The 13,979-nt window shown below is 64.2% G+C and carries 11 protein-coding genes and 1 tRNA gene; 9 read left to right on the forward strand and 3 right to left on the reverse strand.

Annotated elements, in window-relative coordinates:
- Window positions 1–343: 343 nt before the first annotated feature.
- From F0M17_RS06205 to F0M17_RS06215, 3 genes are all read left to right on the forward strand, one after another.
- Window positions 344–1,339 carry an ABC transporter substrate-binding protein gene (locus F0M17_RS06205; RefSeq protein ID WP_066137608.1) on the forward strand — a complete coding sequence of 332 codons (996 nt, stop codon included), beginning with the start codon at window positions 344–346 and terminating at the stop codon, window positions 1,337–1,339.
- Window positions 1,340–1,440: 101 nt separating this feature from the next.
- Entirely contained in the window at window positions 1,441–2,361 is a 921-nt protein-coding gene (locus tag F0M17_RS06210; protein ID WP_038990442.1) for an ABC transporter permease, read from the forward strand.
- A complete protein-coding gene (locus F0M17_RS06215) occupies window positions 2,354–3,145 on the forward strand; it encodes an ABC transporter ATP-binding protein (RefSeq protein WP_038990443.1) in 792 nt (263 codons plus the stop codon). The genes F0M17_RS06210 and F0M17_RS06215 overlap by 8 nt, the downstream gene beginning before the upstream one ends.
- Window positions 3,146–3,219: 74 nt before the next feature.
- Here the strand turns inward: F0M17_RS06215 and F0M17_RS06220 are convergent, their stop codons facing one another.
- The 3 genes from F0M17_RS06220 to F0M17_RS06230 form a co-directional block, all read right to left on the reverse strand.
- Window positions 3,220–3,708 carry an N-acetyltransferase gene (locus F0M17_RS06220; RefSeq protein ID WP_073707649.1) on the reverse strand — a complete coding sequence of 163 codons (489 nt, stop codon included), beginning with the start codon at window positions 3,706–3,708 and terminating at the stop codon, window positions 3,220–3,222.
- A gap of 29 nt (window positions 3,709–3,737) precedes the next feature.
- On the reverse strand, window positions 3,738–4,460 hold the full coding sequence (locus tag F0M17_RS06225) for a VIT family protein (RefSeq protein WP_038990444.1): 723 nt from the start codon (window positions 4,458–4,460) through the stop codon (window positions 3,738–3,740).
- Between the two features lie 121 nt (window positions 4,461–4,581).
- A tRNA-Arg gene (locus F0M17_RS06230) sits at window positions 4,582–4,657 on the reverse strand.
- A 167-nt stretch (window positions 4,658–4,824) separates the two neighbouring features.
- On the opposite strand from F0M17_RS06230, the gene argS reads away from it, so the two are divergent.
- From argS to rho, 6 genes are all read left to right on the forward strand, one after another.
- Window positions 4,825–6,468 carry an arginine--tRNA ligase gene (gene argS, locus F0M17_RS06235; RefSeq protein WP_149596679.1) on the forward strand — a complete coding sequence of 548 codons (1,644 nt, stop codon included), beginning with the start codon at window positions 4,825–4,827 and terminating at the stop codon, window positions 6,466–6,468.
- A 6-nt stretch (window positions 6,469–6,474) separates the two neighbouring features.
- Window positions 6,475–7,896: a diaminopimelate decarboxylase gene (gene lysA / locus F0M17_RS06240; protein ID WP_121866557.1), complete on the forward strand. Its 1,422-nt coding sequence runs from the start codon at window positions 6,475–6,477 to the stop codon at window positions 7,894–7,896.
- The gene (locus F0M17_RS06245) at window positions 7,897–9,183 is read left to right on the forward strand and encodes a homoserine dehydrogenase (RefSeq protein ID WP_038990448.1); all 1,287 of its coding nucleotides are present in this window, start codon (window positions 7,897–7,899) and stop codon (window positions 9,181–9,183) included.
- 1 nt (window position 9,184) lies between these two features.
- A complete protein-coding gene (gene thrC, locus F0M17_RS06250) occupies window positions 9,185–10,285 on the forward strand; it encodes a threonine synthase (RefSeq protein ID WP_038990449.1) in 1,101 nt (366 codons plus the stop codon).
- 131 nt (window positions 10,286–10,416) lie between these two features.
- On the forward strand, window positions 10,417–11,349 hold the full coding sequence (gene thrB, locus F0M17_RS06255; RefSeq protein ID WP_149596680.1) for a homoserine kinase: 933 nt from the start codon (window positions 10,417–10,419) through the stop codon (window positions 11,347–11,349).
- A gap of 326 nt (window positions 11,350–11,675) precedes the next feature.
- A complete protein-coding gene (gene rho / locus F0M17_RS06260) occupies window positions 11,676–13,865 on the forward strand; it encodes a transcription termination factor Rho (protein WP_149596681.1) in 2,190 nt (729 codons plus the stop codon).
- The last annotated feature ends 114 nt before the right edge of the window (window positions 13,866–13,979 follow it).

Genomic DNA, 13,979 nt, shown 5'->3' on the forward strand with positions numbered 1-13,979 from the left:
GCATTAATGCAATAGCCCAGGCAGTCGGCAAGCAGGGCTCCAGGAGTCAAATTTTCAGATTGTCCAAGTAATTGTCGACAACTTCGGGCCGCCAAATACAAAACTTCCAGATTCCGGCTAGAAGTGGATCATTTGTGTCCACCAGAATCGGTATCAAGAGGCAAACGTCTAGAAAACGCGCTTGATTGTAGGCAAGGTGAGGTCGTTCACATGTAAGATCGTGGGTAATCATCGTCGCGATGCCTGGACGGTTCCCGCATGCTGCGCACCAGTTGCGCTTCATAACCTGGCATCCGCGCTATCGGTGGGAATCACTCGCAAGGGAACTTTGAAAGGAACTTCAATGAAGAGCTTCACCGCCATGAAATTCGCTGCGATCGCAGCAGCTGGCGCATTGGCCCTGACCGCCTGCGGCGGCAGCGGAGAACAGGGTGCCGCCGGCGGCGGCGACGAACCAGTCAAGATCGGCATCTCCCAGTTCGTCTCGCACCCGTCGCTGGATGCAGTGGTCACCGGCTTCAAGGCAGGCATGGAAGAAGCCGGCTACACGGGCGAGAAGATCAGCTACGACGAGAACAACGCCGAAACCGACCAGGCCACCAACACCTCGATCGCCGGCAAGCTGGCCGCCGATTCGGATATCGACCTGGTGCTGGCAGTAGCCACCCCATCGGCACAGGCAGCCGCTCAGGCGATCACCAATGTTCCGGTGCTCTTCTCGGCTGTGACCGACCCGGTGGATGCCAAGCTGGTTGCTTCCAACGAAGCCCCGGGCGCAAACGTCACCGGCACCTCGGACATGAACCCGGTCGATGAGCAGCTGCAGCTGCTCAAGGACCTGGTGCCGGATGCCAAGAAGGTCGGCATCGTCTACTCCTCGGGCGAAGCGAACTCCGCCGTCCAGGTGAAGATGGCCAAGGAAGCCGCCAAGGGCCTGGGCCTGACCATTGAGGAAGCCGCTGTCTCGGCTTCCAGCGAAGTCCAGCAGGCCGCCAGCTCGCTGGATGTCGACGCGTACTACGTCCCGACCGACAATGCCGTGGTCTCCGCACTGGAAGGCCTGCTGCAGGTAGCCGAGAAGAACAAGGTTCCGGTCATTTCGGCTGACGGCGAGTCCGTCAAGCGCGGCGCGACCGCAACCTACGGCATCAACTACGAGAAGCTCGGCGAGCAGACCGCTGCCATGGCCGTGAAGCTGCTCAAGGGCGAGGCCGAGCCGGCAACCATGCCGGTGGAGACTATCTCCGAGGTCGACCTGTACCTGAACGAAGATGCCGCCAAGAAAGCAGGCATCGAATTCACCGATGAGATGAAATCGGAAGCCGTCGAGGTCTACTAAACCCCGGCAACAACTTATCGACGAAAGGCGAGGCGCATAACCTGACGCCTCGCCTTTCGTCGTGATAACTCGCAAAAAACTTACAACTCAAGGATCCACACATGATCACAGCGGTTGAACTCGGCCTGATCTACGCCATCATGGCGCTCGGGGTGTACCTGACCTTCCGCATCCTGGACTTTCCCGACCTGACCGTCGACGGCAGCTTCACCACCGGTGCAGCCGTCGCCTCGGTCGGCATCGTGAACGGGATGAATCCCTGGCTGGCCACCGTGCTGGCCTTCTTCGCCGGCATGGTTGCCGGTGTCATTACCGGCCTGCTGCATACCAAGGGCAAGATTGACGGCCTGCTCGCCGGCATCCTGACCATGATCGCGCTGTACTCGGTCAACCTGCGCATCATGGGCAAGGCCAATACCCCCTTGCTCGGCGAGGAAACGCTGATCAGCCCGATGCGGGCCGCCGGCATCCTCGGCTCGGCCGCTTCGGTGGCGATCCTCTTCGGCGTCTGCTTGGTCTTCGTCGCGGCAATCGTCTGGTTCCTGCACACTGAACTGGGCATGGCCATGCGCGCCACCGGCGACAACCAGGAAATGATCCGCTCCTTCGGCGTAAGCACCGATAACCAGAAGATCCTGGGCCTGGCGCTGTCCAACGGCCTGGTGGCGCTCTCCGGCGCGGTCATCGCCCAGTACCAGGGCTTCGCCGACATCGGCATGGGCATCGGCCTGATCCTGATCGGCCTGGCCTCGGTCATCGTCGGCCAGGCGATTTTCACCCAGCGCTACATCTGGCTGGCCGCCATTGCGGTGGTCTTCGGCGCCGTGATCTACCGCCTGGTCATCCAGCTGGCCCTGTCGGCCGGATTGGAGGTCAACGACATGAAGCTGATCTCCGCGGTCCTCGTGGTCGTTGCCCTGCTGCTGCCGAAGTGGAAGGGCTTCCAGAAGATCGTGAAGTCCTTCAAGCGCACCCCGGCGCCCGTCACCGAATCCAAGGAAGAGGTTCGCACCAATGCTTGAGATCAAGAACCTGTCCCGCACCTTCTTCCCGGGAACCGTCAACGAGCGCAAGGCGCTGCGCAACATCAACCTGAACCTCTCGGACGGTGAATTCGTCACGGTCATCGGTTCCAACGGCGCCGGCAAGTCCACCGTGCTGAACATGGTCGCCGGCAAGCTGCAGCCGGATACCGGCTCGGTGTCCATTGCGGGCAAGAATGTCACCAAGATGGCCGACTACTCCCGCGCCAAGTACATCGGCCGGGTGTTCCAGGATCCGATGGCCGGCACCGCGCCGACCATGTCCATCGAGGAGAACATGGCGCTGGCCTACGCCCGCGGCCGTTTCCGCGGACTGGGCCTGGGCGTGGGCTCCAAGCGCCGCGAGCTGTTCGTCGAGGAGCTGAAGTCCCTGGAGCTCGGCTTGGAAGGGCGCCTGAAGACGAAGGTGGGCCTGCTCTCCGGCGGCCAGCGCCAGGCGCTGAGCCTGCTGATGGCCACCTTCTCCAAGCCGAAGATCCTGTTGCTCGATGAGCACACCGCGGCCCTGGATCCGCAGCGTGCGGCGCTGGTCTCGCGCTTGACCAAGGAAATTGTCGAACGCCACCAGCTGACCACGTTGATGGTCACGCACAACATGGAGCAGGCATTGCAGCTGGGCACCCGGCTGATCATGATGCACGACGGGCAGATCATCCTGGATTTGAACCAGGAAGAGAAGTCCAGGATGACCGTCCAGGACTTGCTGGACGAATTCAGCAAGATCAAGGGCGCGCAGCTCGATGACAAGACCATGCTGCAGTAGCTGAATTGTCCAGTATCAAGGGCTTTGCCGATCCGAGGGGGTGGCAAAGCCCTTGCTGTTTTTAAGCCAGGGTTTTAGCGCAGTGTCTTGGACAACAGGATTTCCACTCGTCCCGAAGCTTCATCCCTGAGTTCTTCACCAGTAGGACGGTAGCCGTTGGCCTGATACAGCTTGATGGCCCGTGAATTATCGGCGATGGCCCATAGACGCAAATCGTGGGAACCGGCCTTCTGCGCGAAGTGGTCCACTTCGGCCAAGAGTTCGCGTGCCACGCCCTGTCCCCAGAAATCCGGCGCAACAGCGACGTAGTAGATCTCCAGATAGCCATCTTGCGGTGAGCAGAGGGTAAATCCTGCTGGAACCCCGTCCTCGGATGCGACCACGAGCCTGGCACCAGGCAGGGCCAAACGACGCTCGACGCCGGCCAGTGCTTGGCTGCCGTCGAAAGGCAGGGGCTTGTGATCGCGTTGGGCCGCAGCCTGCGCCCAGATTTTCGCAGCGCTCTGGACGTGCTTCGAATCCGGTGGTGTCGCTTCAGCAAAAGTTATCGATGGGGTGTCCATGAATAGTTTCCCAGGCCGGAGTTCGTGGGCTAGATAATTCCGCTGGAGCCAAGCAGTGAGCCGATGGCGAAGGTCGCGGCCAAGGCCAGGGCACCGCCGATGACCAGGCGCAGCGCTGCCACGCGTTTGGAGCTTCCGCCGATGTAGGCGCCGAGCGTCCCGGTAAGTGCGAGGGCTACGAGTACCGCGGCAAAGGTCACCGGAATGCGGATCTGTTCCGGCGGCAGTAAGATCGCCAGCATGGGCAAGATGGCGCCGACAATGAAGGACGCCGCCGATGCATAGGCGGCATGCCAAGGATTGACGACTTCTTCTTCATCGATATTCAGCTCGGCGGACAAATGTGCTGCCAACGCATCATGCTCGGTCAGCTCGGTGGCTACCTGCATCGCGGTGTGCTGGCTCAATCCCTTGGCCTCGTAGATCCCGGCAAGCTCAGCGAGCTCCGCGTCGGGATCGTCACGGAGTTCTTGGTGCTCCTTTTCAACCAGGGCTCGCTGCGAATCACGTTGGCTGCTGACCGAAACATATTCACCCAGGGCCATCGAGATGGCTCCGCCGATGACCGCGGCCATTCCGGCAGTGAAGATGGGGGCGGTGTGGTTGGTGACGCCGGCGACGCCAACAACTGTGGCGGCTACCGAAACGATGCCGTCATTCGCGCCGAGCACCCCGGCGCGGAGCCAGTTCAGGCGTTCGGCGAAGTTCTGATCGTGTGGCTCATCCGGGTGGGCCTGCGTTGAATCGGTCATGCCCCCAGATAACCACCAGCTGGGCGAGAACCGCCAGTGTTTAGCTGATCTGCGGTGGAAGATCACACCGCTGGGGAAATAAAAAAATTGCAGGTCCGGATAAACCGGACCTGCAATTTGCTGGTGCCCCTGAAAGGAATCGAACCTTCGGCCTTCTGCTCCGGAGGCAGACGCTCTATCCACTGAGCTACAGAGGCGTGTTGCCGGGCAACAGAAAAAATACTATCAGGTGGTGTGCCGATCTGCGCAATTCGAGCAGCCGGGCTGTGATGTGTTGTAAAAGTCACCGAACCCGGCAAGTCTCACAGCCTTGGCGGAGTCATGAATGCTAATTAAGCAGTGCAATTACCGGTATTCTTGAACGGTGACTCCTGAAGAACTCTCCGCAGCAATATCCGCATGCCTCACCGAAGCCGTCGCCGCTGGTGAAATCTCCGTTGAGGTTCCAGACACCGTGCGTGTCGACCGTCCCAAGAGCCGTGAGCACGGTGACTGGGCAACCAACATCGCGCTGCAGCTGGGCAAGAAGGCCGGCATGGCACCGCGCGACTTCGCGCAGATCCTTGCCCGACGCCTTGCCGAAGTTCCAGGAGTCGGCGCCGTGGACATCGCAGGTCCAGGCTTCCTGAACATCACCCTCGAAGCTGGCGCCGCCGGCGAACTGGCTCGCACCATCGTCGAGGCCGGAGCCGCCTACGGCAACAACCAGGCCCTGGCCGGCCACGTGGTGAACATGGAGTTCGTCTCGGCGAACCCCACCGGACCACTGCATATCGGCCACACCCGCTGGGCCGCCCTGGGCGATGCGATCTCGCGTGTCCTGCGTGCCTCCGGCGCTAGCGTGACCAGCGAGTACTACATCAACGATGCCGGCAACCAGATGAACGTCTTTGCCCGCTCGGTCTACAACCGCATCCACGGCCTGCCGGTCCCCGAGGGCGGCTACCCAGGCGAATACATCAAGGAACTGGGCGAGATCGTTCTCGCCGAAAACCCTGGCCTGAAGGACCTGGACGAAGCCGAAGCCATCCCGGCCTTGCGCGAAGCCGCCTACAAGGCGCAGCTCGAAGACATCAAGAAGACCCTGGCCGACTTCGGCGTCAGCTTCGACGTGTTCTTCTCAGAAACCACCTTGCATGAGGGCGGTGCCGTAGCTGACGCCGTGGCTCGCCTGCGCGAACAGGGCCACATCTTCGATTTGGAGGGAGCCGTCTGGCTGCGCACCACCGATTTCGGCGATGACAAGGACCGCGTGCTGATCCGTGCCAACGGAGAGCCTACCTACTTCGCCGCGGACGCCGCCTACTACCTGTCCAAGAAGGACCGCGGCTTCGAAGAGAAGATCTACCTGCTCGGCGCCGACCACCACGGCTACGTCAACCGCCTGAAGGCCATCGCCGCCTGCGCTGGCGATGACAAGGAAAAGAATATCGAGGTGCTGATCGGCCAGCTGATTTCGGTCAACGGAGCCAAGCTGTCCAAGCGCGCCGGCAACATCATCGAGCTGCGCGATCTGATCAACTGGATCGGCGCCGACGCGCTGCGCTACTCGCTGGCCCGCTTCCCGGCCGATTCGCCGATCGCGCTGGATCCGGAGCAGCTGAAGAAGAACACCAACGACAACCCGGTGTTCTACGTGCAGTACGCCCACGCGCGCTCCTGCGCCGCGGCCCGCAATGCCGCCGCCAAGGGCGTGACCCGCGATGAGTTCGACGCCGCCCTGCTGACCGACGCCACCGAGAACGAGCTGCTGGCAGTGCTCGGCCAGTTCCCGTCGGTGGTTGCCGGCGCCGCTGAATTCCGCGAACCGCACCGCATCGCCCGCTACCTGGAGCAGGTCGCCGGCGCCTACCACTCGTGGTACGCCGCCACCCGCATCACCCCGATGGGCGAAGACGAAGCAGTCGCACCGGTGCACGGAACCCGCCTGTGGCTGAACGACGCCGCCACCACCGTCTTGGCAAATGGATTGGAACTGCTGGGCGTCTCCGCCCCAGAGAGGATGTAAGACCCTATGGCCGTATCGCCGCTAGCCCCGCAATGGCTGCACTTCCCGGAAAACATCAACGCGCTTCGTCAGATCGAGTGGGCTTCGGGGGTTTCCCGCGAGGCTGGCGGCGAACTGTCCATCCAGGGCCTTCCCGTCTCCGCGCTGGCAGCCGAATTCGGCACCCCGCTGTTCGTGCTCGACGAGAACGACTTCCGTGCCCGCGCGCGCGGATTCAAGACCGCCTTCGATGAGGCGTTCAAGAACCTGTGCGGGGGAGTCGACGTCTACTACGCCGGCAAGGCGTTCTTGTGCACCGAGGTGGCCCGCTGGGTGACCGACGAGGGCCTGCGCCTTGACACCTGCTCCGGCGGCGAGCTGGCAGTGGCCGGCGCCGCCAAGGTGCCGGCCGCCAACCTCTCGCTGCATGGGAACAACAAGTCGGCAGCCGAGATCACCCGCGCCATCGAGATGGGCGTGGGACGCCTGGTCATCGACTCGCTGGACGAGCTGGACCGGGTGATCTCCATCGCCGACGCCATGGACAAGACCGCCCAGGTCATGCTGCGCATCACCCCCGGCGTGCACGCCTCCACGCACGAGGCCATCGCCACCGCGCACGAGGACCAGAAGTTCGGCCTGTCCATCCTGGACGACGCCTCCGGCAGCTCGCCTGCGCTGCGCGCGGTCGCCCAGGCGATCGAGGCGAAGAACATCAACCTGCTGGGCCTGCACGCCCACATCGGCTCGCAGATCTTCGAGGCCGAAGGCTTCGCCATGGTCGCGCGCACCATGCTCGGGCTGCTGGCCCGGATCCGCGAGATCCACGGCGTCTCCCTGCCCGAGCTGGATCTGGGCGGCGGCTACGGCATCGCCTACACCTCCGAAGACCACCCCTCCACCCCAGCCAAGCTGGCCGGCCAGATGGCCGACGTGGTCTCTGCCACCTGTGCCGAATTGGAACTGGACTGCCCGCGCATCTCGATCGAGCCGGGCCGCGCCATCGCCGGCCCGTCCACCTTCACCCTCTACGAGGCCGGCGTGCGCAAGGACGTCCAGGTGGAAGACGAAACTGGAGCACTGCATCCGCGCCGCTACATTTCGGTGGACGGCGGGATGAGCGACAACCCGCGTCCGGTGCTCTACGACGCGCAATACACCGCCGTGCTGGCCAGCCGTATGACGCAAAGCGACGCAATTATTTCTCGTGTAGTTGGGAAACATTGCGAGTCAGGTGACATAGTCGTGAAGGACGTTTACCTGCCCGAGGACGTGGCGGCCGGCGATTTGCTCGCCGTACCGGCCACCGGCGCCTACTGCTGGGCGCTGTCGAGCAACTACAACTACCTCACCCGTCCCGCGGTGGCAGCTGTACGCGATGGCCAAGCCCGCCTGATCGTGCGCAGGGAAACGGAAACAGACTTGTTGGCCCGCGACATGGGAGTTTAATTGAGCGGCGAAAAGAACCTGAAGGTAGCCCTGCTGGGTTGCGGCACGGTCGGGGCCCAGGTGGCCCGGATCCTGCTGGAAGATGCGAATGAACTGGCGGCCCGCTCGGGCGCCGGCCTGCAGCTGATCGGCATTGCCGTGCGCAACCTGGATGCCAAACGCGATGCGGCGCTGCCCCAGGAGCTTTTCACCACCGACGCTCCCGGGCTGATCGCCCAGGCCGATGTGGTCATCGAGCTGCTCGGCGGCATGGAGCCGGCCGGCGAATACATCGCCGCCGCGCTGTCCAAGGGCGCCAGCGTCATCACCGGCAACAAGGCGCTGATCGCGCTCAAGGGCGCCGAGCTGAACGCGCTGGCCTCGCAGCACGGCGCGCAGCTGCGCTACGAGGCGGCGGTGGCCGGGGCCATCCCGATCCTGCGCCCGATCGCCGACTCGTTGGCGGGCGACCACATCACCAAGGTGATGGGCATCGTCAACGGCACCACCAACTTCATCCTCGACGCGATGGACACCACCGGCGCCGCGTTCGACGACGTGCTGGCCGAAGCCCAGGCGCTGGGCTACGCCGAAGCCGATCCGACCGCCGACGTGGGCGGGCACGACGCCGCCGCGAAGGCGGCCATCCTGGCCTCGCTGGCCTTCCACACCACCGTGTCCTCGGAGCAGGTCTGGACCCAGGGCATCACCGAGGTCACCGCCGCCGATGTCGCCGCCGCGTCCGCCGCCGGCTACGTGATCAAGCTGCTGGCCATCGCCGAACGCGCAGAAGCCGGGATCTCGGTGCGCGTCTACCCGGCGCTGGTGCGCCGCAGCCACCCGCTGGCCACCGTGCACGGCGCGTTCAACGCCGTGTTCGTCGAGGCCGAGAACGCCGGGGACCTGATGTTCTACGGCGCCGGCGCGGGCGGCAACCCGACCGCCTCGGCGGTCATGGGCGATGTCGTCGCCGTGGCCCGGCAGATCGCCGCCGGGGCCCCGCTGCCCAACGGCTCGGTCAGCCAGGCCCCGCGGCTGCTGGACTTCGAAGCCATCGACACCCGCTACTGGATCGGCCTGTCGGTCAAGGACCAGCCGGGCGTGCTGGCGGCCATCGCCACCGTCTTCGGCGAGCACGGGGTCTCCATCGAGTCGATGAGCCAGCAGGTCGACGCCGAGGCCGGCGCGCAGCTGCGCATCCTGACCCACCAGGGCACCGAAGCGGCCCTGGCCAGCACCGTCGAGGCGCTCACCGCGCTGGACGCGGTGCACTGTGTACTATCCGTTATGCGAGTTGAAGGAAACTAACGTGGCTCACCAGTGGCGCGGAGTGATCCGCGAATACGCCGATCGCCTGCCAGTCGACGAAAACACCAAGGTCATCACGCTCGGCGAGGGCGGCACCCCGCTGGTCTACGCCCCGGCGCTGTCGGCGGAAACCGGCAACGAGGTGTACCTGAAGGTCGAGGGCATGAACCCGACCGGCTCCTTCAAGGACCGCGGCATGACCATGGCGATGACCGCTGCGGTCGCCGCCGGCGCCAAGGCCGTGGTGTGCGCCTCCACCGGCAACACCTCCGCCTCGGCTGCCGCCTACGCCACCCAGGCCGGCCTGAAGTGCGCCGTGCTGGTGCCGGACGGCAAGATCTCCATGGGCAAGATGTCCCAGGCGATCGCCCACGGCGCAGACATCATCCAGATCGACGGCAACTTCGATAACTGCCTTGAGGTCGCCCGCAAGCTCAGCGAGAACTACCCGGTATTCCTGGTCAACTCGGTGAACCCTGCGCGTATCCAGGGCCAGAAGACCGGCGCCTTCGAGGTCGTGGACTTCCTGGGCGATGCACCTGACTACCACCTGCTGCCGGTAGGCAACGCGGGCAACATCACCGCGTACTGGAAGGGCTACAAGGAGTACTCCACGCAGTGGACCAACGAGGCCGGCAAGGTCCTCGAACCGGTATCCACCAAGAACCCGATCATGTGGGGCTTCCAGGCAGCTGGCGCCGCTCCGATTGTTGCCGGGCACCCGATCACCGAACCGGACACCATCGCCACCGCGATCCGCATCGGCAACCCGGCTTCCTGGGAACAGGCCGAAGCAGCCCGCGACGAGTCCGGCGGCCAGATCGACTCGGTCACCGATGAGGAAATTCTCGCCGCGCACCGCTGGCTCTCCTCGCGCGAAGGCGTCTTCGTGGAACCCGCCTCGGCAGCCGGCGTCGCCGGACTGCTCAAGCACCACGCCGCCGGCAACGTGCCCACCGGCAAGAAGATCGTGATCACCGTAACCGGCCACGGCCTGAAGGATCCTGACTGGGCCCTGAAGCAGGCCGACGGCTCGGACGTCGCACCAAAGAAGGTGGCCTTCGACGTAGTCGAGGTCGCCGGCGCCCTGGGCCTGGCCTAAACGCCTTCGGCCAGAATTCTTCTGGCCAGCCAACGGCCCGCCGCGCCAATGGCTCTCCCGGAAACGGGGGAGCCGGCCGTGGCGGGCCGTTGCGCACCCATTACCACTCGCACCGAATTCTTGAAGGAACCATGACGCAGCAGATCGCCCTGGGCCAGAAGTTGATCGTTTCCCCGCCGGCTACCTCCGCCAACCTCGGCCCCGGCTTCGATTCGCTGGGCCTGGCCCTGGAATACCGCGACCGCCTTGAGGTGGGCACCGCGCACTCCAGCCGCGTCGAGATTTTCGGTGACGGGGCCGATGAGCTGCCACGCGATGAATCCCACCTGATCATCAAGGAAATGCACCGCTACTGGAAAGACGCCGGCTTCGCCCCGGTAGGCGTGGAACTAGTGGCGCATAACCGCATTCCGCATGCTCGGGGTATGGGCTCGTCCGCAGCGGCGATCGTTGCCGCCTATGCTGCGGCCGACGCGCTGCTGCCAGCAGAGGCACGTCGTGGAACCGAATCAATCTTCCAGGCCGCGGCCGCGTGGGAAGGCCACCCGGATAATGTGGCCCCTGCGGTCTTTGGCGGTTTGAGCATTTCTGCCACGAATCCCGATGGCAGCTTCAGCTCCGTGCAGGTGCCATTGCACCCGGATCTGCGTGCGGTGCTGGCCATCCCTTCCAACGGGCTGTCCACCGAAGTGGCCCGTGGTGCACTGCCCTCGCATATCGAGCATGCGGTGGCCGCGGCGAACAGCGCTAGTGCCGCCTTGCTGATCCACGCTTTGAGCAATGACCCAAGCCAGCTGCTGGGCGGCACCAAGGACTACCTGCACCAGGATTACCGGGCTGCGGCCATGCCGCAAAGCGCCGCACTGATTGCCAAGCTGCGCGATGCCGGATTGGCCGCAGTGGTTTCCGGTGCCGGCCCAACGGTGATGACCCTGGTATCCAGCGAGGACCAGGTAGCTGCCGTGCAAGCGGTGATCAACGAATTTTCTGCGAGTTCTCCAGTGTCTTGGCGTGCTGAAGTTCCCAAGCTTGCCAATAACGGTGTTACAGTAGAAGTGCTGTAACACCATGGCAGGCCGGATCGCTGGGCAGTAGCCCGGTCCGAATCATTTGTGGCCAGTGTTGATGCGGATAAATTCGGTTCTTGAACCCCATTTCATCCCTCCAGCCGCTCCGGATTTCCCTGCAGTTCGCAGCACCTTTGATATCCCGCATCCAGGTACGCCCAGGCGATATCAGTTTCTTTAATCCACCGCAGTTTTGCTCCGAATTCTGGGCTATCTTGCGGGGAGAAAGTGAAGCAGCCACGCAATCTGCGGCTGTGGAACATCATTTACGGCATAGTGGGCCTGCCTGAAGCGGCCCATCCTACGAGTCAGAAGGAACTTTCGTGACCGAAACCACGAGCCTCACCGAAGGCGTGGACACCAAGACTTCCGAAAATAAGAGTGCCGGTCTGGCCTCTTTGAAGATGACCCAGCTGCAGCAGTTGGCTTCCCAGCTGGGAATTACCGGCGGGTCGCGCATGCGCAAGGCTGATCTGGTCAAGGCCATCGGCGACCACCAGCGCGGTGGCTCCGTTGCCGCCAAGGACGCCAAGGCAGCGCAGGAAGCCAAGGCCGCGCAGGAAGCGAAGTCGGCCAAGGCCGAAGCACCTGCAGCCAAGGCAGAAGCCGCCGCCGAGCCGGCCAAGGAAACCAAGGCCCGCGCACGCCGCGCCCCGAAGGCCGCAGCCAAGGAGCAGGCCGAGACCGAGACCGCCGCACCGGAAACCGCGGCAGCTGCCGAAGCACCGGCGGAAAAGCCTGCTCGCGCACGCCGCACCTCGCGCCGCGTGACCGACTCCGGCAAGGTTGCCGCTGCTGCCGAAACCAAGGAAGCAGCCGCCGAAGCACCTGCCGAGAAGCAGGCCCCAGCAGAGGAAGCCAAGGCCCCGCGCCAGCGCCGCAACTCGCGCAGCAGCAAGCCAGCTGAGCAGCCTGCAGAGCAGGGCACCGAGCCAGCCGAGGCACCGGCAGAGAACGCCGAGAACAACGGCGAAGCACGCGAAGAGCGCCGCGAGCGCGGCAACCGCCGTGAGCGTGGCAACCGCCGCGAGCGCAACAACGAGCGCAATGACGCCGCCGAGTCGGAGAACGCCGAAGAGCGCACCGACCGCCGCGAAGAGCGCCGTGAGCGCAGCAACGATCGCAATGACCGGAACAACCGCCGTGAGCGCAACAACGATCGCAATGATCGCAACAACGACTCGAACGACTCGGAGAACACCGAGGAGCGTTCGGAACGCAGCGAGCGCAATGATCGCCGTGAACGCCGCGAGCGCAACAATGACCGCAATGACCGGAACAACCGCCGTGAGCGCAACAACGACCGCAACGACCGGAACAACCGCAACCGCCGCAACCGCCGTGATGACGACGAGCCGCAGCTGAGCGAAGACGATGTCGTGCTGCCGATCGCCGGCATCCTGGACGTGCTGGAGAACTACGCGTTCGTCCGCACCTCCGGCTACCTGCCCGGCCCGAACGACGTCTACGTCACCCTGGGCCAGGTCAAGAAGTACAACCTGCGCAAGGGCGACGCCATCGTCGGCGCCATCCGCCAGCCGCGCGAGGGCGAGACCCCGAACCCGCGCCAGAAGTTCAACGCCCTGGTGCAGCTGACCTCCGTCAACGGCAAGAAGCCGGAAGACAACAAGGAACGCGTCGAGTTCAACAAGCTCGTGCCGCTGTACCCGACCGAGCGCCTGCGCCTGGAAACCGACCCGAAGCTGGTCGGCCCGCGCGTCATCGACCTGGTCGCCCCGATCGGCAAGGGCCAGCGCGGCCTGATCGTCTCGCCTCCGAAGGCCGGCAAGACCCTGATCCTGCAGTCCATCGCGAACGCCATCACGACCAACAACCCGGAAGTGCACCTGATGATGGTGCTGGTCGACGAACGTCCCGAAGAAGTCACCGACATGCAGCGCACCGTCAAGGGCGAGGTCATCGCCTCGACCTTCGACCGCCCGGCAGATGACCACACCACCGTGGCCGAGCTGGCCATCGAGCGCGCCAAGCGCCTGGTGGAAATGGGCATGGATGTCGTGGTCCTGCTGGACTCGATGACCCGCCTGGGCCGCGCCTACAACCTGGCAGCACCGGCCTCCGGACGCATCCTCTCCGGCGGCGTGGACTCGGCGGCGCTGTACCCGCCGAAGCGCTTCTTCGGTGCCGCCCGCAACATCGAGAACGGCGGCTCGCTGACCATCCTGGCCACCGCCCTGGTGGAGACCGGATCCAAGATGGACGAGGTCATCTTCGAGGAATTCAAGGGCACCGGCAACATGGAGCTTCGCCTCTCGCGCCAGCTGGCCGAGAAGCGCATCTTCCCTGCGGTGGATGTCAACGCATCCTCGACCCGCCGCGAAGAGCAGCTGATGAGTGCCGAAGAGGTGCGCATCATGTGGCGCCTGCGCCGCATGCTCTCGGGCATCGATCCGCAGCAGGCACTGGAGGTGCTCACCGGGAAGATCCGCGAGACCCAGTCCAACGCGGAATTCCTGATGCTGGTCAACAAGACCACTCCAAACAAGGATTAGCACCATCCACCGCCATGGCGTCCAGCCAGCTTGCCACCTCGGCAGCTGGCTGGACGCCATCGGCGCGTAGTGACACCTCGCACGCCGGTGACCGCCGGCGCAGCGTCTAGAATT

Source organism: Glutamicibacter sp. ZJUTW, assembly GCF_008370855.1.
GTDB classification, from domain to species: Bacteria; Actinomycetota; Actinomycetes; order Actinomycetales; family Micrococcaceae; genus Glutamicibacter; species Glutamicibacter nicotianae.